The 19,974-nt window shown below is 40.8% G+C and carries 18 protein-coding genes and 1 pseudogene; 17 read left to right on the forward strand and 2 right to left on the reverse strand.

The genetic code is table 11. The features are described 5' to 3' along the window. The first annotated feature begins 66 nt into the window (after positions 1–66). The 10 genes from NCY30_RS09735 (at position 67) to NCY30_RS09780 (ending at position 8,792) form a co-directional block, all read left to right on the forward strand. Positions 67–507 (forward strand): RpiB/LacA/LacB family sugar-phosphate isomerase, encoded by a 441-nt coding sequence (locus NCY30_RS09735; protein WP_044920405.1) that lies wholly within the window; start codon positions 67–69, stop codon positions 505–507. 16 nt (positions 508–523) lie between these two features. Further along, positions 524–1,309, forward strand: coding sequence for a triose-phosphate isomerase (locus tag NCY30_RS09740; RefSeq protein ID WP_044920407.1), 786 nt, complete (start codon positions 524–526; stop codon positions 1,307–1,309). Positions 1,310–1,447: 138 nt separating this feature from the next. Beyond that, positions 1,448–2,461 carry a 2-keto-3-deoxygluconate permease gene (locus NCY30_RS09745; RefSeq protein WP_006428494.1) on the forward strand — a complete coding sequence of 338 codons (1,014 nt, stop codon included), beginning with the start codon at positions 1,448–1,450 and terminating at the stop codon, positions 2,459–2,461. Positions 2,462–2,547: 86 nt separating this feature from the next. Then, a complete protein-coding gene (locus tag NCY30_RS09750) occupies positions 2,548–3,552 on the forward strand; it encodes an N-acyl homoserine lactonase family protein (protein WP_044920409.1) in 1,005 nt (334 codons plus the stop codon). A gap of 112 nt (positions 3,553–3,664) precedes the next feature. Beyond that, the gene (locus NCY30_RS09755; protein ID WP_250818699.1) at positions 3,665–4,918 is read left to right on the forward strand and encodes a Tm-1-like ATP-binding domain-containing protein; all 1,254 of its coding nucleotides are present in this window, start codon (positions 3,665–3,667) and stop codon (positions 4,916–4,918) included. A 23-nt stretch (positions 4,919–4,941) separates the two neighbouring features. Continuing rightward, a complete protein-coding gene (locus tag NCY30_RS09760) occupies positions 4,942–5,547 on the forward strand; it encodes a class II aldolase/adducin family protein (RefSeq protein ID WP_006428497.1) in 606 nt (201 codons plus the stop codon). A 29-nt stretch (positions 5,548–5,576) separates the two neighbouring features. After that, on the forward strand, positions 5,577–6,287 hold the full coding sequence (locus NCY30_RS09765) for a GntR family transcriptional regulator (RefSeq protein ID WP_022415635.1): 711 nt from the start codon (positions 5,577–5,579) through the stop codon (positions 6,285–6,287). A 13-nt stretch (positions 6,288–6,300) separates the two neighbouring features. Then, entirely contained in the window at positions 6,301–6,543 is a 243-nt protein-coding gene (locus NCY30_RS09770) for a hypothetical protein (RefSeq protein WP_006428499.1), read from the forward strand. Between the two features lie 246 nt (positions 6,544–6,789). Further along, positions 6,790–7,074 carry a DUF2325 domain-containing protein gene (locus tag NCY30_RS09775; RefSeq protein ID WP_006428500.1) on the forward strand — a complete coding sequence of 95 codons (285 nt, stop codon included), beginning with the start codon at positions 6,790–6,792 and terminating at the stop codon, positions 7,072–7,074. Between the two features lie 242 nt (positions 7,075–7,316). Then, the gene (locus NCY30_RS09780) at positions 7,317–8,792 is read left to right on the forward strand and encodes a sodium-dependent transporter (RefSeq protein ID WP_250818700.1); all 1,476 of its coding nucleotides are present in this window, start codon (positions 7,317–7,319) and stop codon (positions 8,790–8,792) included. Between the two features lie 136 nt (positions 8,793–8,928). Here NCY30_RS09780 and NCY30_RS09785 read toward each other — a convergent pair whose 3' ends face one another. Continuing rightward, positions 8,929–9,456 carry an ECF transporter S component gene (locus tag NCY30_RS09785; protein WP_055182132.1) on the reverse strand — a complete coding sequence of 176 codons (528 nt, stop codon included), beginning with the start codon at positions 9,454–9,456 and terminating at the stop codon, positions 8,929–8,931. Positions 9,457–9,753: 297 nt separating this feature from the next. On the opposite strand from NCY30_RS09785, the gene NCY30_RS09790 reads away from it, so the two are divergent. Further along, positions 9,754–11,151, forward strand: coding sequence for an alanine/glycine:cation symporter family protein (locus NCY30_RS09790; protein WP_250818701.1), 1,398 nt, complete (start codon positions 9,754–9,756; stop codon positions 11,149–11,151). 10 nt (positions 11,152–11,161) lie between these two features. On the opposite strand, the gene NCY30_RS09795 is transcribed toward NCY30_RS09790, so the two are convergent. Next, positions 11,162–12,127 carry an AraC family transcriptional regulator gene (locus NCY30_RS09795; protein ID WP_055182137.1) on the reverse strand — a complete coding sequence of 322 codons (966 nt, stop codon included), beginning with the start codon at positions 12,125–12,127 and terminating at the stop codon, positions 11,162–11,164. 227 nt (positions 12,128–12,354) lie between these two features. Here NCY30_RS09795 and NCY30_RS09800 point away from each other — a divergent pair, with 227 nt between their 5' ends. The 6 genes and pseudogenes from NCY30_RS09800 to NCY30_RS09825 form a co-directional block, all read left to right on the forward strand. Continuing rightward, the gene (locus NCY30_RS09800; RefSeq protein ID WP_006428505.1) at positions 12,355–13,524 is read left to right on the forward strand and encodes a galactokinase; all 1,170 of its coding nucleotides are present in this window, start codon (positions 12,355–12,357) and stop codon (positions 13,522–13,524) included. A gap of 37 nt (positions 13,525–13,561) precedes the next feature. Further along, positions 13,562–15,052: a UDP-glucose--hexose-1-phosphate uridylyltransferase gene (galT, locus tag NCY30_RS09805; RefSeq protein ID WP_195369502.1), complete on the forward strand. Its 1,491-nt coding sequence runs from the start codon at positions 13,562–13,564 to the stop codon at positions 15,050–15,052. 210 nt (positions 15,053–15,262) lie between these two features. Continuing rightward, complete coding sequence (locus tag NCY30_RS09810) at positions 15,263–15,946, forward strand: TIGR00266 family protein (protein ID WP_139009395.1); 684 nt, start codon at positions 15,263–15,265, stop codon at positions 15,944–15,946. Between the two features lie 20 nt (positions 15,947–15,966). Then, a complete protein-coding gene (locus tag NCY30_RS09815; protein WP_243856992.1) occupies positions 15,967–18,510 on the forward strand; it encodes a glycoside hydrolase family 3 protein in 2,544 nt (847 codons plus the stop codon). Positions 18,511–18,526: 16 nt separating this feature from the next. Next, complete coding sequence (locus NCY30_RS09820; RefSeq protein ID WP_250818702.1) at positions 18,527–19,477, forward strand: sugar ABC transporter substrate-binding protein; 951 nt, start codon at positions 18,527–18,529, stop codon at positions 19,475–19,477. Then, a pseudogene (locus NCY30_RS09825) lies at positions 19,477–19,974 on the forward strand (sensor histidine kinase); the annotation flags it as partial. The gene NCY30_RS09820 and the pseudogene NCY30_RS09825, both read left to right, overlap by 1 nt.

Here is a 19,974-nt window from a genome sequence, read left to right on the forward strand (position 1 = left end):
GCTATTATAAAAAACATAAATCGTATCCAATATCCAATATCCGATACAAAGAAGGAGGAAATGAACATGAAAATTGCAATCGGTTGTGATCCAAATGCAGAAGAAGCAAAGCAGGAAATCATTGCTTACATTGAAAAGAAAGGCTATGGAGAGGTGACAGACTTCGGAAGTGAAGATCCGATCTATGCGAATGTAGCAATTGATGTAGCAGAACATGTAGCATCCGGGGAATATGACAGAGGTGTGCTGATCTGCGGAACAGGGCTTGGGGTATCTATTGCTGCCAATAAGGTAAAAGGTGCATATGCCGCACTGGTATCTGACGTATATTCTGCGACAAGAGCAAGACTCAGTAACGATGCCAACATTGTCTGTATGGGAGCATTCACGACAGGTGCAAAAGTACGTGAGATGCTTGTGGACGCTTTCTTTACGAACGAATTCGTACCGGGATGTTCTTCACAGCCTAAAGTAGATGCATTCAGAGAGTATGATCAGAACCGCTAAAAGAGAGGAAAATTCTATGAAAAAACTATATTTCGGAAGTAATCTGAAGATGTATAAGGGCATCAGTGCGACCAGAGAATATCTTCAGAAACTGGTTGAAAATACAAAGGACATCAGCAGAGATGATATCGAGCTTTTTATCATTCCGTCTTATACGACGCTTCAGACTGCAACAAGCTGCTGTGACCGTGAATTTGTAAGACTTGGTGCCCAGAATATGTGCTGGGAAGACCAGGGACAGTTTACAGGCGAGATTTCACCATGCATGTTAGAAGAGATGGGGCTGGATCTTGTGATGATCGGACACTCTGAGAGACGGCATGTATTCGGCGAAAGTGATGTAGAAGAGAATAAAAAGGTGAAAGCGGCCCTGTCACATGGGTTTAAGACGTTACTTTGTATCGGCGAAACAGCAGAGCAGAAAGAATATGGAATCAGTGCAGAGACTCTGCGCAGCCAGCTCAAAATAGGATTCTACGGTGTGTCACCGGAAGAGTGCAAGAATATCTGGGTGGCATATGAACCGGTATGGTCTATCGGTGTCAATGGAACACCTGCATCTGCGGATTATGCAGAAGCTATGCACAAGGAAATCAAAACTGCATTATACGAGATCTTTGGTGAAAAATCTGAGGAAATTCCTGTCCTGTACGGTGGAAGTGTCAATCCGGGCAATGCGGAGTCACTGATCGTACAGCCATCGATAGATGGTCTTTTTGTCGGAAGAGCTGCATGGGATGCAGATAAGTTCGACACATTGATTCGTGATGCAATGAAAGTATATGCAGAACACAATTGTTAAAAATGCACAAAAAACGAATGGGGAAATTAGATAATTAGTCATGTTGACAAAGATTGGATCCAGCTGTATGATAAAAGCACGATGAATTGTATCCAATATCCAATATCCAAACAACAAAACTAAGGAGGTAAAGAAAGGATGAAGGAAGAAAAAAGTTTTTTTAAACTTATGCAGAAGGTACCTGGGGGATTAATCATTGTGCCAATGCTGATCGGAGTACTTGCTAACACATTTATTCCAAATGTACTTGAGATCGGAGGATTTACATCTGGAATGTTCAAAACCGGAACCGCCTGTCTGTTAGGAATGTTCCTCTTACTGAACGGAGCATCCATCGATGTAAAGAAGATCGGAATGCCGCTGTACAAAGGATGTACACTGACTCTTATGAAATTTGTAGTTGGTATTGTACTCGGACTTCTGGTAGCAAAGATCGGCGGAGCCGCAGGATTCTGTGGAATCACTTCCATGGCAATGATCGCCGGTATCACAAACTCAGCCGGAGGATTGTACTTAGGACTTGCGCAGCAGTATGGTGATGAAACAGATGCCGGAGCAATTTCTATCTTATCACTGAACGACGGACCATTCTTTACAATGATTGCTATGGGAACAGCTGGTATGGCTTCCATCCCGATCGAATCATTTATCGCAACACTGATTCCTCTGATCATCGGTATTATCTGGGGAAATCTGGACAAGACATTCCGTAAAGTTGCAGCAGATGCAATGCCGATCATCACATTCTTCATGATGATCCCAATCGGAGCAGGAATGAGTCTTAAGAGTATTGCATTAGGTGGAGTTGGCGGAGTAGTACTGGCAATCATCTCAGCACTGTCAGCATTTTTATTCTACTTCCTGTTCCAGCTTACACTGCCAAAGAACAAGAGAAATGCTATGGGAGCTGCAATCGGTACGACAGCAGCAAATGCAACAAGTGTTCCGGCTTCTCTTGCAGAGGTTGATCCGGCATGGCAGTCAGCAGCAAGTACGGCAACAGCACAGCTTGCAGTAGCAGCCATTGTAACAGCGTTTACCGCACCAATCATTACATCTATGTGTGATAAACACATGAGAAAGAAAAAACTTGGTATTTATTCTGATGCAGCGATCGCAGAACGCGAGGCAAAGGAAAAACAAGGAGCATAAAAGTAATATAAATTATTAAATATATTCAAAATTTTAATAGGAAACAAATAACACTACATATACAATAAGAAAGAGAGGACTATATTATGTCATTAACAATCAGACCACTTAACTCAGGCTACATCCCAACAAAACCACTGGAATACTGGTATCATTTCTCATGCAAGAAATATGTTGAAAAAATGGGTATCACAAATGAATCAGATCAGCTTCCAGATATGACATTCTTAATTGAAGGCGGCGATCAGCTGATCCTGGTTGACACAGGTATGTCATGGACAGAGCATGCAGACAAATATCATCACGGACCATCTCTTCAGAGACCAGGAATCGATGACATCGAGTCACGTCTGGCTCAGGTAGGATACAAACCATCAGATGTAGATATCGTATTATTTACACATCTTCACTGGGATCATATCTTCTACCTTGAGAAATTTACAAAAGCTCGTTTTATCTGCAACGAAGTTGAATGGGATTATGCACACAATCCAGTACCGCTTCACTACAAATCATACTGCCGTCCGATCATCGCAAAAGATGGTGATGTAACATGTGGAGACCAGTTCATTGCACCATACGATCAGCCAGGCGTATATGAAAGATTTGAAACCGTAAAAGGCGAAGTTGAAATCGCACCGGGCGTAAGCGTATACGAGTCATTTGGACATTGTCCAGGACATATGACAGTTGTTGTTGAGACAGAAGAAGGACCATACTTCTGCGTTGGAGATTCCGTATTCGTAATGGGTAACATTGATGCTCCACAGGAAATGCAGGATGAATTACATTACGACATCTGCCCTCCAGGACGTTATGTTGATATCGTAGCTGCATGGAAGACAGTACGTGATACAGTCCGTCGTTGTAAAGAGGCAGGAGTAGATCCTCACAAACATCTGTTACTTGCTCATGACGTAATCTTATCTGCAGCAGTAGAGAAATATGAAGATTCTCATGACAATAAACTTCCGGTAATCGGAAAGAAAGATACTGACTTCGTATTCGATGAGTACAAGACAGCAATCATTGACAAAGATGCTAGAAAAGCAGCAAAGAAAGCTGAGACAAAATATTTCAGCCAGAACTAATATGTGATATAGTCGAGAGAGAATAAGAATCTGGACGAGAGTGGGATGTTGTGGAGGTTATCCAAAGGGGTGGTCTTCACAATATCTGTATAGAAGGAGATTAATGGAGAATATGAAGACGATAGCGGTAATCGAAAGTTGCGATACAAAGTTCAAAGAAGCGAAGTTTATCAGCGATTTTATTAAAAATGAAGGATTAAATGCTCTGGTTATCAATACAGCAACAGGTCCTGCACCATCTTATAATTATGACATCTCAAGAGAAGAAATCGCAGAAAGTTATGGCACACCTTGGGAAGAGATGGAACCAAAATCAAAAGGTGAAAAGATAGACTACATGAAAGATGCCGTTGCAGCTTATGTAGTAAAATTATATGAAGAAGGAAAGATTGACGGAATAATTTCTGGCGGAGGACTTCAGAACACAGTCATGGCGGCAAATGCAATGCAGAAACTGCCGATTGGTTTTCCAAAAGTTATGGCTACAACTGTAGCAAGCGGAACAAGAAAATTTGACCTTGTTGTAGGGGATAAAGATATTACGGTTATGCCTGCAATCTGTGATTTTACAGGACTTAATATTGTAACACGTCAGGTCATCTCCAATGCCTGTGCTTGTTGCGTGGGAATGGTAAAATGTGCAGGACAGGTTCTGACAAAAGGTGATAAACCGGTTGTTGCAGTTACATTGATGGGTGTAACAAATACAGGAGCTGTTGCAGCAGTAGAAGAATTAGAGAAGATGGGACTTGAAGTGATTGGTTTCCACGCAACAGGAGTCGGTGGAGCAACAATGGAAGATATGGCAGCAAATGGCCTGGTAGATGGAATTCTGGATCTGACTTTACATGAACTGACATCCGAATATTTCGGAGGTGGATTCTCATATGGTCCGAAAGCAAAAATCCGTCTGGTAGAATCTGTAGAGAAGAAAGTACCATTGGTTATCAGCCTTGGTGGACTTGATTTTGTAGACTTCAGTACAAGCGAACTTCCAGATAGAATGGACGAAAGAAAATATATGCTTCACAATGCTAATACAGCACATATCAAGATCCTTCCAGAAGAAGCCGAAGCATTAGGAAAAATCCTGGCAGAAAGACTCAGCAAGGTTACTTATCCGGTGAAACTTCTGATTCCTACCAAGGGAATGAGACACAATACTCTGGAAGGACAGGAATTATACGAGCCGAAGAGTGATTCAGTACTGATTCAGACAATCATTGAAAACGTAAATGACAACGTAGAAGTTATCGTGATTCCACATAATCTGGATACTCCGGAATTTGGCGTGAAAGCAGCACATTATATTGTAGATGAAATGAAAAAACAGGGAAAATTACCACAGAACTTTGGGGAGAATTAAAAAAGCAGGAGGATATAGCAGTTATGGATCAGAAAGCATATGAAATCGCAGAAAAACTTGTTATTGCAAGTAAAAGAGCTTATAATAGAGGGATACAGACTGGTAGTGGAGGAAACGTAAGTGCCAGAATACCTGGAACAGAGACAATGCTTGTAAAAGCAAGCGGCGGTTCTCTGGGTGACTGCACACCAGAAGGATTTTTAATTACGGATTTTGACGGGAATGTGATCGAAGGAACAGGAAAGCCGACGAGAGAAGCATTACTGCACGGCTACATCTATAAATTGAAACCAGATGTACAGTCTGTCGTACATGTACATTCTCCATATGCGATCGGATGGTCATCCTCTAAGAAAGACCTGCCGCTTGTAACATGGCATTCCAAACTGAAGAATCCGGAAGGATATCCAACCTTAGACGTACATGCAGCAATGGTGAGACCGGAAGACGTACCGATGGTAGAAGCAATGTTTGAAAAGACACCGAATATCAATGCCTTCTTACTGGCAGATCATGGTGTAGTTGCAATGGGAAAAGATCCACTGGCTGCAGAGCATACAGCTGAGTTAGTCGAAGAGACAGCTCAGGTTGCTATTTTGGACAAAGTGGTAGAAAAGCTTGGTCTGTAAATATTTTAGATAAGAGAGTAGTGCTATATATGAGTAACCGAGTGACAATGGGTCAAGATGATTCAATGATGCTGCAAAGAGATACATTGCCAATGCAGGTATTGAACAAACTGATGGATTGGATTATGGATGGAAAGTTGAAGATGGGGGAAAAGCTGAATACAGAAGAGCTTGCCCGTCAGCTTGGAGTCAGTCGTATGCCAATCAGAGAGGCTTTGAAGAGTCTGGAAAAAATGGGACTGGCTGAATCGATTCCTTATGTAGGGGTAAAACTTGTTTCGCTGGAACAGGAGGATGTTTTACAAATATATCTGATGCGTCAGTTGTTAGAGCCGCTTGCAGCTGGAGAAGCGTGTAAAAAGATTACGGAAGAACAGATACACGAACTGGAAGAGATACATAAGGAATATATTCCAATTGTTGAAGCAGATGAGATTGATGCAAAAAAGTTATACTTGCAAAATCGAAAATTTCATTTTGCAATCTATTCCATCAGCGAAATGGACAGAGTATGTGCGATGATAGAATCATTATGGGATACGTTATCATTTTTTAAACTGATATATGGCCGGGATGTGATAAAGAATACGAATGGAGCCAAGAATATGATTGCAGAACATCAGGGATATATCGATGCTCTGAAAGATAGAGATGCAGAAAGATTGAAGAAATCATTATATGATACACTAGGTGTAAGAATCGATGGAATATCAAAAGAAACGGATTATTACACATTGTAAAAGGAGACCAGCTATGAAAATTAATAAAATTACAAATGCGCAGGAATTCTTTAAAGTTGTTGACGATTGCAAAGGTCGTGTAGAATTACTGACAGGTGAGGGAGACAGATTGAACATGAAATCAAAACTCTGCCAGTTTATGTCTATGACACAGCTTTTCTCCAGAGCAGATGAACTGCATTTGGAGATCGTTGCAAGTGAGGAAGAAGATTTGCAGAAGATTTGTAAGTATCTGATGAAATATGAAGATATGTAGAGAATGATGTGAGTGGAAGCCGGGATCATATGCTGTGGAGGTGAGTGGTTCCGGTTTTTATTTATCACCATGCATTCGAAAGAAGCTGCCAGTGGCAGGTTCTGTAGATTTTGTTTTCCGTGTGTTTAATGGAAGAGGGTGTATTGAGAAAAGTTTTCAATACACCCTCTTCCATTTTCGGAAAAAAAGTGTATCATATTAGTTAGATAAAGCTAACTAATATACTTACATAAAAGGAGGCAGTACATGAGTGTAGTAATCGTAGGCGGACATGACAGAATGGTTCATCAGTATAAAAAGATCTGTAAAGAGTACAAATGCAAAGCAAAAGTATTCACACAGATGTCAGGAAACTTAAGTGAGAAGATCGGAAGTCCCGATCTGTTAATCTTATTTACCAATACAGTATCTCATAAGATGGTACACTGTGCAGTAACAGAAGCGGAAAAATGTAATGCACAAATCGTAAGATGCCACACAAGCAGCGGAAATGCTTTAAATGAGATTCTTCAGAATGCCTGTACGGCATAAGTATCTGGAATGTGGGGCAGTTCATACCAGATGAAAGCTTTATAAAACTCCATGAGCTGATAATAGTAAAAATCATATAAAAAGAGAAAGAAAGGACAAGGAGATGAGTAGGGTGCATTTCCTGGTCCTTTTCTTGATCTTTTTTAAACTTAAAATTCCATAATGACAGTCCTTGCGTTTGGTAGACAAAATACGATATAATAAAAAATGTTTGACTTGAAAAGTAAAGAGAGGTTTATGGAATGAAGAGAGAGACATTTGGATCAAGACTGGGCTTCATCCTTGTATCTGCAGGATGTGCCGTTGGTATTGGAAATGTGTGGAAGTTCCCGTACATGTGTGGACAGTTCGGCGGGGCTGCATTCATTTTAATCTATCTGGTGTTCCTTCTGATCATGGGAATCCCGGTTATGGTCTGTGAATTTGGTGTCGGACGTGCCAGCAGACACAGTGTTGCCGCTGCATATGAGACACTGGAACCAAAAGGAACAAAGTGGCATATTACGAAATGGATCGGTGTTATCGGATGCTATTTCCTGATGATGTTCTATACCACAGTTGGTGGATGGATGCTGTATTATTGCGTCAGAAGCTTCAGAGGAGATTTTGTGGGTGCGGATATGAAGACTGTATCTGCAGGATTCAGTGATATGCTAGGAAATATGCCGCTTATGGCATTCTGGACGATTCTGATATCTATCATTGGATTTGGTGTATGTGCGTTTGGAATCCAGAAAGGTATCGAAAAAGTTTCCAAGTTCATGATGACAGCACTGCTTTTGATCATGATCGTACTTGCGATCCATTCTGTGATGATGAAAGGTGCCGGAGCAGGAATTCGTTTTTACCTGATCCCTGATTTCAAACAGATGGCAGAAATTGGAATCGGAAATGTAATTTTCGGGGCTATGAGCCAGGCATTCTTTACATTATCAATCGGTATCGGAGCTATGCTGATCTTTGGAAGTTATATGGAAAAAGATCAGCGTTTATTCGGAGAGGCTGTGAATATTACCGTGCTTGATACGATCGTAGCGCTGATGGCAGGTTTCATTATTATCCCTGCATGCTTTGCATACGGAATTGAACCGGGAGCAGGCCCGAGCCTTATATTTATCACGATCCCGAATATTTTCGCACAGGTAGCAGGCGGACGTGTATGGGGAGGATTATTCTTCCTGTTCTTAAGCTTTGCTGCATTTACGACACTGGTTGCCGTATTTGAAAATATTATTTCTTTCGATATGGATTTATTCGGATGGTCAAGAAAGAAGAGTACACTGGTAAGTCTGATCCTGATTATTATTTTAAGTATGCCATGCGTAATGGGATTCAATGTGTTAGCCGGATTTACTCCGCTTGGAGAAGGCTCAACGATCATGGATCTGGAAGATTTCATCGTATCGAATAACCTGCTTCCACTTGGAAGTCTGGGATATGTATTGTTCTGTACAAAGAAGAATGGCTGGGGATGGAACCATTTCCTCAAAGAGATCAACCAGGGAGAAGGATGGAAGTTCCCGTCAGGAATCAAGGGATATATGTCTTATGGATTACCGCTTCTGATCATCATCATTTACCTGAAGGGATATTATGATAAGTTCCAGCCGATGGGAACGAAGGTACTGGTCGGATGGATGATCGTGGCAATACTGTTCCTTACATTTGTGATCGGATGTTCCTGTGGAAAAAGTAACGCAGAAAAAGTGGATAAGTAAAGTGAAAAAGTAAAAAGATGTGGAAAAAGGATAAGTTCTTTCATGAAGAGAGAAAGAACTTATCCTTTTTTTCGCCATGCGTTCGAAAGAAGATGCCAATGGCAAGTCCTATAGGTGACAAAGTATGTAAGTGAATTTAATTCTTCGTCTCGTATGCTGCCTGGCGTACATCCGGGATTGCGATCAGTACCGGATATAATACAGCAGAGATAATAAGTCCGCCGACTCCCTGGATAATATTAGCAGGGATACTTGCAGCAGCACCGCTTCCATACAGGAAGAACTCGCAGATAAAATATCCACCGGCGACGAATACGATATCTGTAATACCTCCAAGGATAACTGCGACGTAACGGTTCTTACCGTAACGGCACATCTTCTGGTAAATCAGTCCGGATACCAGTGCGACAAGCCCCTTGATCACCAGTGTGATCGGAACGTATACAAAATATCCACCGATCAGGTCAGACAGTGCAGAACCGATACCACCGGCAAGCATACCATATACAGGACCAAGGATGATACCTGCGAGGATTACGATTGCATCACCAGGATGGATATATCCGCCGGTTCCCGGTGTCGGAATACGGATGGACATTGTAGCAACACAGGCTAACGCAGCGAATAATGCTGTCATAATTATTTTTTTCAGATTGGAATTCATAACCAAAACCCTCTTTCCTTTCGTAATTGCCATTACTGTACAATAGTAGTGGCATGAGATAAAGAGCCAGTTATGAAAAAATATACCATACCAGTTGTAAAAATACTAGAAAAGAATATTAGAAAAGAAAGGAAGTACGTGTATGAAATTTCGGGTAATCTTTTGATAAAGAAAAAGAAATCCTGTACTTTTATATAAAATCGTGCTATACTGCTACAGTTGAAATTCAATGTGATAATGCGGTAACGCGATACAAAATCAAAAATATGATTTATAGATAGGAAAGGACTAGAAGTAATGTTGGCAACAATCGAATCAATCAACAATGTGGTAAATAACTTCATCTGGGGAGTACCGGCCATGATCTGCATCGTAGGAGTAGGGCTTTTATTAAGCATCAGAACCGGATTTCTTCAGATCCGTAAATTCCCATATGCGATGAAAGTAACAATCGGCCGGATGTTGAAAAAAAGAGAAGCTTCAGACGGAGCACTGACACCATTCCAGGCAGTATGTACGGCACTGGCTGCGACCGTCGGAACCGGTAATATTGCAGGCGTGGCAGGAGCAATCGCGATCGGAGGCCCGGGTGCAGTCTTCTGGATGTGGATATCAGCACTTCTTGGAATGTGTACAAAGTTTTCAGAAGTAACGCTTGCGGTACATTTCCGGGAGAAAAACGCGGAAGGCGATCTGGTCGGAGGACCTATGTACTACATAAAAAATGGACTGAAGAAGCAATGGCACTGGCTGGCCTATCTGTTCGCGGCATTTGGTGTACTGACGGTATTCGGAACGGGGAATGCAACACAGGTCAATACCATCACGACAGCAATTGATTCAGCTCTGTATAATTATGGTGTGATCAGTGAACAGAATGTGAGTACTCTGAATCTGGTGATCGGAATTATTCTGGCAGTATTGATCGGGCTGATCCTTCTTGGAGGAATCAAACGAATCGGGCAGGTAGCGGAAAAGCTGGTTCCGTTTATGGCGGTCATTTATATTATTCTTGCAATCGGAGTTGTGATCTTGAATTACAGAAATATCCCGACAGTATTCGCTTCTATTTTTAAAGGTGCCTTTTCACCCGCATCTGTGACCGGCGGTGCAGTAGGATCTTTCTTCATGAGTATGAAAAAAGGTGTATCCAGGGGAATCTTTTCAAATGAAGCAGGACTTGGTACTGGTTCGATTGCTCATGCATGTGCGGATACAAGAAAGCCTGTAAAGCAGGGATTCTTTGGAATATTCGAAGTCTTTGTAGATACAATTGTGATCTGTACACTGACGGCACTTGTCATTCTGTGCAGCGGCGTATCGGTTGGATATGGAGATGCGGCCGGTGCAGAACTTACGATTCTTGGATTTACTTCCACTTACGGAAGCTGGGTATCGATATTTACGGCCATTGCAATGTGCTGCTTTGCATTTTCTACGATCATTGGATGGGGACTTTATGGAACACGTTGTGTGGAGTTCCTGCTTGGTACCCGCGCAAACAGACCATTTATGATATTGTATGCACTGGTAGCGATTGTTGGCGCAACTATGGAACTGGGACTGATGTGGAATATTGCAGAGACATTTAATGGTCTGATGGTTATCCCGAACCTGATAGCAGTCTTCCTGCTGTCAGGAGTTGTGGTCAGACTTGTGAAAGAATACTTTGACAGAGAGGGCAAAAATGTATAAAAGATGCCGCTTAGTCACCGGAAGGTGACTGGGCGGCATTCTTTTTATACTGACTGGGTGACATGCCCATGTAACGCTTGAAAATCTGGCCATAATATGCCGGTGAGGAAAATCCTACAAGTCCGGCAATCGTAGTAATATTCTCCCCGTCCATAAGAAGTGGAATACTGTTCTGAATCCGTGTAGACAGCAGGTAATCGAAGATGGTCATCCGCATATATTTTTTGAAAAAGCGGCAGCATTCGCTTTTGCACAGTCCGGCGTGGGCGGCGATATCTTCGAGACTGAGTTCTTCGGAAGCATGCTCCTGAAGATAAGAAAGAATGTCTTTCAAACGCTGTAAATGCTTCTGTGGATGCGGAGTATCCTGGGCAATCTGGACATAATGCAGATAAAGCCGGTGCCAGATCTCACAGAGCAGGAGATGAATACGGAATTCATAGTCAGGAAGTTCCGGCTGTTCCGCTATGCCTTCATATCCGGGAATGAAGGCATCGGAAGAAGATTGAACCTGGCAGGTTAATGTATATATTTCTTTTATGTATTCGATAATTTCATTTTGCCATGGAATTTCCGGTTTTAATACAAGTGAAGACCAGAATTCGTTGGAAGTGATAAAATCGACATATTTGGTCTGCAGGATACTGTTCTCGTAGCCATAGATGAATTTGGGATGAAATGTGACAGAGATATAATTACAGTCCTGGTCATCAATCATATATCCGGCATGTAAAGCATTACTGTTGCAGAATATCCCTTCGCCTTCTGAGATAATATAACGCTGGTCATTGACGACATATTCCATCTGTCCGGATACGAACCATGTAAGTTCGATCTCCGGATGCCAGTGCCACATGAAGGAATGCTGTTCATAAGACTGTATTGCCTCTGGGGATACCTGAACGGGGAAAGTGTAACTTCCGTGTTCTTTTACTTCTTTTTTGTTTTTTTCTGTAAGAATCTGAATACCTTTCATATCATCCTCCGTATATAAAAGTCAAAAACAAATAAAATCTCAATATTCTTATAAAATATGCCAATATTCTTATTGTGAGAATTTGCATATCTCATTATGATTATATTATAGCAATAACAGAAGACAGTCAACTACAAAAAAGTATGTAAGTGGATGTTAAAGAGGGCCTGAAACTTAAGGGATGAAAGAAAAAATGATAAAAATGTATTAAAAATGGAGGTAATGGAATGCAGAAAGAGCAATTGATCGCAAAATTTCAGGAATTATACGGAGAAGGCGGGGAAATCCGTACTTATTTTGCACCGGGACGAGTAAACCTGATCGGAGAACATACAGATTATAACGGAGGTCATGTATTTCCATGTGCACTGACAATGGGAACATGGGCAGTGGTAAGAAACAGAGAAGACAGAAAATTAGGTTTCTTCTCTTTGAACTTTGAAAAGCTTGGAATCATTGAGACAAGTCTCGATGAATTGATTCCGAGTAAAAATGCCGGATGGACGAATTATCCGAAGGGAGTAATGTGGGCATTCGAAAAGAGAGGGTATGAACTGACACATGGAATGGATATCCTGATCTATGGAAATATTCCGAATGGTTCCGGACTTTCTTCTTCCGCATCACTGGAAGTGCTGACAGGACTGATGTTAAAAGATACATTTGGATTTGAAGATCTCTCCATGATCGATCTTGCATTGATCGGACAGTATTCGGAGAATAATTTCAATGGATGCAACTGTGGAATTATGGATCAGTTCGCAAGTGCGATGGGTAAGAAAGATCATGCAATTTTCCTGGATACCAATACATTAAAATATGAATATGCACCGGTCGTTCTTGAAAATGCGAAGATCGTGATCATCAACAGTAAGGTAAAGCACAGTCTGGTTGATTCTGCTTACAATGACAGAAGAAATGAATGTGAGACTGCATTAAAGGAACTTCAGAAAGTTACAGATATAAAGACACTTGGAGATCTTACAGAGGACGGATTCGAACAGTACAAGGATGCGATCAAAGATCCGGTCAGACAGAAGCGTGCGAAACATGCGGTATATGAGAATCAGAGAACTATTCGTGCAGTAGAAGCACTCCGTAACAACGATGTGAAATTATTCGGACAGCTTATGAATGCATCTCATGAGTCACTTCGTTATGATTATGAAGTGTCCTGTGAAGAGATAGATATTCTGGTAGATCTGGCGCAGGCAATGCCGGGGGTTATCGGTTCACGTATCACCGGAGGCGGATTCGGCGGATGTACGGTCAGCATCGTTGAAGAAGGAACGGTAGATAAGTTTATCGAGGAGATTGGAAAGACATATAAAGAAAAAGTCGGACATGAAGCAGAATTCTATGTAGTAGATATCGGTGACGGAGCAAAGATTGTATAAATTCACAGAATAGAAAAAAGAACGGAAGGATCAGAATATGTTGTATGAAAATATTAAGAAACTGGTAGAATATGGTATTCAGACCGGACTGACACCGGAATGTGAGAAAATTTACACAACAAATTTATTGTTAGAATTATTCCAGGAAGATTCATATGAAGATGTAGAAATCGACAGCAGTTCCATCGAGCTGGAAGCAGTTCTGGAAGGATTACTGGATGAGGCGGTAAAAAGAGGAATCATTGAAGACAGTATCGGATTCCGTGATCTTTTCGATACGAAGATCATGAATTGTCTGGTACCAAGACCGGCTCAGGTACAGAAGACATTTGCGGAAAAATATGAAGAATCTCCGGAAGCTGCGACAGAATATTTCTACAAATTAAGTCAGGACAGCAATTATATCCGCAGATACCGTGTGAAAAAGGACATGAAGTGGAAAGTAGATTCCCCATATGGTAAGATTGACATCACAATTAATCTGTCCAAGCCGGAGAAGGATCCAAAGGCGATCGCTGCAGCAAGAAATGCAAAGAATACCGCATATCCGAAATGTCTGCTTTGTATGGAAAATGAAGGATATGCAGGACGTCTTGACCATCCGGCAAGAGAAAACCACAGGATTATACCAATCGAGATTGCAGGTGGAAAATGGGGATTCCAGTATTCACCATATGTGTACTATAACGAGCATTGCATCGTATTTAACGGACAGCATATCCCGATGAAGATTGATAAGAAAGCATTTGAGAAATTATTTGATTTCGTAAAATTATTTCCACATTATTTCCTGGGATCTAATGCAGATCTCCCAATCGTTGGCGGTTCTATCTTAAGTCACGATCATTTCCAGGGGGGACACTATACATTTGCAATGGCAAAAGCGCCGATCGAGATTAAAATTACAATCCCGGGATATGAAGATGTTGAGGCCGGAATCGTAAAATGGCCGTTATCTGTCATCCGAATCCGTCACAAAGATGAGAAACGCCTGATAGATCTGGCAGATCATATCCTCAGATGCTGGCGAAACTATACAGATGAAGATGCATTCATCTATGCGAATACAGATGGAGAGCCACACAATACCATTACCCCGATTGCAAGAAAACGTGATGGATTGTTTGAACTGGATCTGACTCTTCGGAATAATATCACAACCGAAGAACATCCACTTGGCGTTTATCATCCACATGCAGAGTATCATCATATTAAAAAGGAAAATATCGGACTGATCGAAGTTATGGGACTTGCGGTGCTTCCATCCAGATTAAAAGAAGAGCTGGAGATTCTTGCGGATTATCTGGTTCAGAAAAAAGATATCAGAAGTAATGAAAAGATTGCAAAGCATGCGGACTGGGCAGATACATTTTGTAAAAAATATGATGGGATTACAGAAGAAAATGTAATGGATATATTGAAAAAAGAAGTCGGTGAAGTATTTGTACATGTACTTGAGGATGCCGGAGTGTATAAATGTACAGAAGAGGGAAGAGAAGCATTTTTAAGATTTGTAAAAACATTATAAGATGTTAGAAAAACGTCAAAAATCAGAAGGGATGAAAAGCCCGGAAGATTTTTGGCGTTTTGTCATGTTTGAGTTGTTATGATGAAAATATAACAAAATTTTACGTAAATATAAAGTGCTGATTGTGAATAGAGATAGTAGATGCTATAATGTAAATATAATTTTTCGGGAAAAAGTATATTAAAAGAGAAATTTCAGGAGGGAACTTATATGAGATATGAAATCAAAGGAGACACATTACCGGTAGTTATCTGCTATCTGGAGGGCGGAGAGAAGATGATCACAGAAGGAGGCGGAATGTCTTGGATGTCACCGAATATGAAGATGGAGACGACTACGAATGGAGGAATCGGCAAGGCATTTGGAAGAATGTTTTCCGGTGAGCATATATTCCAGAATATTTATACCGCACAAGGTGGCAAAGGGATGATTGCATTTGCATCGTGCTTTCCTGGATCCATCAAAGCATTTGAAATCGGACCGGGGCGCGAGATGGTATTCCAGAAAAGCGCATTCCTTGCAAGCGAAGCAGGGGTAGAATTGTCTGTGTTCTTTAATAAGAAGTTCAGCTCTGGATTATTTGGCGGAGAGGGATTTATCATGCAGAAGGTATCCGGTCAGGGAACTGTATTTGCTGAGTTTGACGGACATGTAGTGGAGTATGAATTGAACGCCGGACAGGAAATTGTCGTAGATACTGGACATCTGGCTGCAATGGATGCTTCATGCCAGATAGAGATAAAGAGTGTTCCTGGAGTAAAAAATATGCTGTTTGGAGGAGAGGGAATCTTTAATACCGTGGTTCGTGGACCAGGAAGGGTATGGCTTCAGACAATGCCGATTTCAAATGTAGCAGGAGCACTCGGACCATATATTACAACATCCGGTAAATAATGCCTGGAAGGACAGGAAGTATGAGAACAAGAAGTATTCATAAAGCAGCACTGACGGATGCGGTTACACCACTGGAAGAGTCTGGAAAGAAACTGGCATATAAAGCGGCAGTCGAGGGAATCGTTCTTTTAGAAAATGACGGAAGTCTGCCATTGAAGGCAGGAAAGATAGCTTTGTACGGCGCTGGTGCGAAGAAGACGATTAAGGGTGGAACTGGATCAGGAGAAGTAAATGAGCGCCATGCAGTCTCTGTTTTTGAAGGACTGGAACAATCAGGATTTACAGTTACTACTATGCGGTGGATCGAAGATTATGACCAGGCATTCGAAGAGGGTGAACAGGAATATGCAGAAGAATTCAGGAAAAAACTAAGTCCAAAGAACCTGTCAGATTTTTTGAACCTGATGAGCAGTCCATATAGATATCCTTATGGCCGTGCCATACAGGAGAAGGATATAGAAGAGTCGGATACAGACAGTTGTATTTATGTGGTATCCAGACAGGCTGGTGAAGGGGCAGACAGAAAACTGGATGAAAATGAATATGGTCTATCAGAGATAGAGCGGATCAATATTGCATTCTGCGCAGAAAGATATAAGAAACTGATCGTAGTGATCAATGTAGGTGGAGTATTTGATCTGAATTTCTTAAATGAAATATCCGGAATTAATGCAGTTATTTTTATGGGAGAGCTAGGTACAATGGGAGGTCTGGCACTAGCAGATGTTATTTCAGGAAAACAGACGCCATCAGGGAAACTTACAGATACCTGGGCAAAACATTACCGGGATCTTCCGTTTGCAGATGAGTACAGTTACCTAAATGGTAATCTGGATGAGGAATATTATAGAGAAGGTATCTATGTAGGATACCGCTATTTTGATACATTTCATGTGGCACCAAGATATCCGTTTGGCTATGGAATGTCGTATACTAATTTTGCAATACGGTTTGAACAGATGCAGATGGAAGGCACGAAGATTCATGTGTATACAGAAGTGGAAAATACCGGAAGAATTTATGATGGTAAAGAAGTTGTGCAGATCTATGTAAGCTGTCCGAACGGGGAACTTAAAAAGGAAGCACAGCGGCTGACTGCATTTCATAAGACGAAGTTATTAAAGCCGGGAGAAAAGGCAAAACTTATACTTAGTTTTGATCTCCGGGATATGACTAGCTACAGGAAAAAAGATGCAGCAACGGTCCTTGAAAAGGGAGAATATGTAATCCGTCTCGGTAATTCCAGCAGGAATACCAGAGTATGCGGAATCTTGAGATTATCCAGTGAAATCATAACAGAAAAACACTCGCATATCTGCAAAATCCCAATGCATGTGACAGAACTGGAACAAAAGGAAGAAGATATCCTTCATGCAGCCTGTGACTGCAGACAAAACTGGGGAAGAGGATGCGAGATTATTATTGAAAATATGGAAAAAATTCGAAGCATTCCGGTAGAAGAGGATAAGATAACAGAAATTGTGCATGAATATGGTCCGGTTAAAATATATTCCTCAGAAGAGACAGATGCCGTGATGGAGCGTTTAACACTCAGAGACATGGCAGAACTGTCTGTGGGCGGAGGTATGACTGGATCAAGATTCTTTGAAGCGCCAGGTGCAGCTGGGGTTACGTGCACAACACTGGAGCAAAAAGGAATTCCAAATGTAGTAATGGCAGATGGACCGGCAGGGCTTCGTCTGAACAAGGTTTCATCTGTGTCATTCACCGGAAAGGTAAAAGGGATAGAGCCGAATATTTCATGTATGAAATATCTTCCGGAGCCGGTTAAAAAAATCATGCTTGGAAATCCGGATAGCCCGAATCTGCTCTATCAGTTTACTACGGCATTCCCAAGCGGGATTTCACTGGCATCGAGCTGGAATCTGGAACTGGCGGAAGAAGTGGGAAATGCAGTTGGAAAAGAGATGGAATGTTATGGTGTAACCTATTGGCTGGCACCAGGACTTAATATTCACAGAAATCCACTTTGTGGACGCAATTTTGAATACTATTCGGAGGATCCACTGGTTTCAGGAAAATTTGCAGCCGCCATTACAAAAGGTGTGCAGAAGAATCGTGGGTGTTATGTGACGTTGAAGCATTTCTGCTGCAATAATCAGGAGGATAATCGCAATAAGACCAATGTGAATGTCAATGAACGAGCGCTTAGAGAAATCTATCTGAAGGGTTTCGAGATTGCGGTAAAGGAAGCGGGTCCGGGAGCCGTTATGAGCAGTTATAACAAAGTAAATGGTAAATATGTCAATAACAGTTACCGACTTCTGACACAGGTGCTTCGAAATGAATGGGGATTTGATGGTTTGGTAATGACGGACTGGTTTGCAACCGGGCGTAAATATGGAAATCCGGCACATGCGATTGCATCCGGGAATGATCTGATTATGCCGGGAAGTGCAGGTGCGGTGGATGAGATTGTGAAAGCGGTGTCCAAGGGAGTGATACTGGAAGAGGATGTAAAAAGAAGTGCAGCGAATGTATTGCGTGGAGTGTTATCCAGCAGGATATATCAGGGATTTACAAGAATGCATATGAAAAAGTAAAAGGTGAGAAGTAAGCGTGAGACTAGATAAGAAAAAAATGATTGCTGCCATAATTGTGGCATGCACAACACTTTTCATAGCAATAGGAATACATGAAAAAAAAGATACACGAAAACAATTAAAATTTGGAGCTACTTATATGACAATGAATAATCCATATTTTGTTAATATGGATGAAAATATTGAAGAGTCAGTGCAGGCAAAGGGGGATATCTTAATTACAAGAGATCCCCTGCAGGATCAGAAAAAACAAAATGAACAGATAAAAGATATGATAAATGAAGGGATTGATGTACTTTTTCTGCAACCTGTAGATCGAAATAAAGTTCGGCCTGCACTTGAACTATGTAAAAAAAAGCATATACCTGTAGTTGTTATTGATTCTGAAGTGTCGGATACAGAAGCGGTTGTATCCACGATTGTTTCGGATAACTATGATGCGGGGGTTCAATGTGCAAAAGATATGATGAAGAAAAAAACAAGTGCAAATATAATAATTGTAAATCAGAAAGCATTGAATTCAATTAATGAGAGAGTGAAAGGTTTTAGGGATACTATTAAAGGGCATCCACAATATAAGATAGTAGAAGAAAAAGAGAGTGCCGCAGAGTTTGAAATTGCAATGAAAGTTATGGAGAAAATTATTTATGAAAAGAAAAATTATGATGTTGTAATGGGTGGAAATGATCCAATTGCTTTAGGGTGCATAGCAGCGATGCAAATGACTGATAAGACGGATCAGGTTATGGTTTATGGTGTGGATGGTTCGCCAGATGGAAAAGCAATGATAAAGGCAGGATTTTTAGAAGGAACAGCAGCACAATCACCAATTAAAATAGGTGAAAAGGCAGTTCAGACAGCATACAGCTATTTGGCAGGGGAAACTGTAAAAAAACATGTTACAATACCTGTCGAATTAATTACAGCAGATAACTTAAAGTTTTATGACATGACAGGATGGCAATAATGAAAAAAAATTATAGTTTAATTTTGAGAAAGATAATATTTGCTTTTAATAGTATATCAGTGATTGGAATTGCAATATTTATTTTGTATACAACAAGAAAAATATGTGATGCATATGTTGCAAGTGATTTCTTAGAAAAAGTCAATGCGATTCCGGCAAACCCTTCTGCATTAGTAGGAGAAATTTTGGTATTAGTAGCTATAATGGGAATTTCTTTTATATGCAGAGAAAAATTTGTTAGGGAAAATACAGGAGTATATTATTTGACTTTACTTATAGATTTTTGTGCAAGTTTTTTTATTGTTTATAGATTAGATTTTAATTATAATGGGATACTTTTGTGGGTTTTTACGAATCTCATTGCACATATTAAAGACATGGGAGGAAAATATGCATTAGCAGTGATATCATTACTAAGCTATATAGGAACCAATCACGGTATTATCTCGGTAAGTACGAAAATATTTTCTGTTAGTGATTATATAAATGTATATGAT

Source organism: Dorea sp. MB18-49, assembly GCF_023669465.1.
In the GTDB taxonomy this organism is placed as follows: Bacteria; Bacillota; Clostridia; order Lachnospirales; family Lachnospiraceae; genus Dorea_A; species Dorea_A longicatena.

Bases quoted from the DNA above. Each gene is read 5' to 3' on its own strand.
- NCY30_RS09740 (WP_044920407.1), top strand. From the start codon at position 524: ATGAAAAAACTATATTTCGGAAGTAATCTGAAGATGTATAAGGGCATC.
- galT (WP_195369502.1), top strand. From the start codon at position 13,562: ATGTTGTATGAAAATATTAAGAAACTGGTAGAATATGGTATTCAGACC.
- NCY30_RS09790 (WP_250818701.1), top strand. From the start codon at position 9,754: ATGTTGGCAACAATCGAATCAATCAACAATGTGGTAAATAACTTCATC.
- NCY30_RS09815 (WP_243856992.1), top strand. From the start codon at position 15,967: ATGAGAACAAGAAGTATTCATAAAGCAGCACTGACGGATGCGGTTACA.
- NCY30_RS09735 (WP_044920405.1), top strand. From the start codon at position 67: ATGAAAATTGCAATCGGTTGTGATCCAAATGCAGAAGAAGCAAAGCAG.
- NCY30_RS09785 (WP_055182132.1), bottom strand. From the start codon at position 9,456: ATGAATTCCAATCTGAAAAAAATAATTATGACAGCATTATTCGCTGCG.
- NCY30_RS09745 (WP_006428494.1), top strand. From the start codon at position 1,448: ATGAAGGAAGAAAAAAGTTTTTTTAAACTTATGCAGAAGGTACCTGGG.
- NCY30_RS09770 (WP_006428499.1), top strand. From the start codon at position 6,301: ATGAAAATTAATAAAATTACAAATGCGCAGGAATTCTTTAAAGTTGTT.
- NCY30_RS09750 (WP_044920409.1), top strand. From the start codon at position 2,548: ATGTCATTAACAATCAGACCACTTAACTCAGGCTACATCCCAACAAAA.
- NCY30_RS09760 (WP_006428497.1), top strand. From the start codon at position 4,942: ATGGATCAGAAAGCATATGAAATCGCAGAAAAACTTGTTATTGCAAGT.
- NCY30_RS09755 (WP_250818699.1), top strand. From the start codon at position 3,665: ATGAAGACGATAGCGGTAATCGAAAGTTGCGATACAAAGTTCAAAGAA.
- NCY30_RS09795 (WP_055182137.1), bottom strand. From the start codon at position 12,127: ATGAAAGGTATTCAGATTCTTACAGAAAAAAACAAAAAAGAAGTAAAA.
- NCY30_RS09765 (WP_022415635.1), top strand. From the start codon at position 5,577: ATGAGTAACCGAGTGACAATGGGTCAAGATGATTCAATGATGCTGCAA.
- NCY30_RS09780 (WP_250818700.1), top strand. From the start codon at position 7,317: ATGAAGAGAGAGACATTTGGATCAAGACTGGGCTTCATCCTTGTATCT.
- NCY30_RS09810 (WP_139009395.1), top strand. From the start codon at position 15,263: ATGAGATATGAAATCAAAGGAGACACATTACCGGTAGTTATCTGCTAT.
- NCY30_RS09775 (WP_006428500.1), top strand. From the start codon at position 6,790: ATGAGTGTAGTAATCGTAGGCGGACATGACAGAATGGTTCATCAGTAT.
- NCY30_RS09800 (WP_006428505.1), top strand. From the start codon at position 12,355: ATGCAGAAAGAGCAATTGATCGCAAAATTTCAGGAATTATACGGAGAA.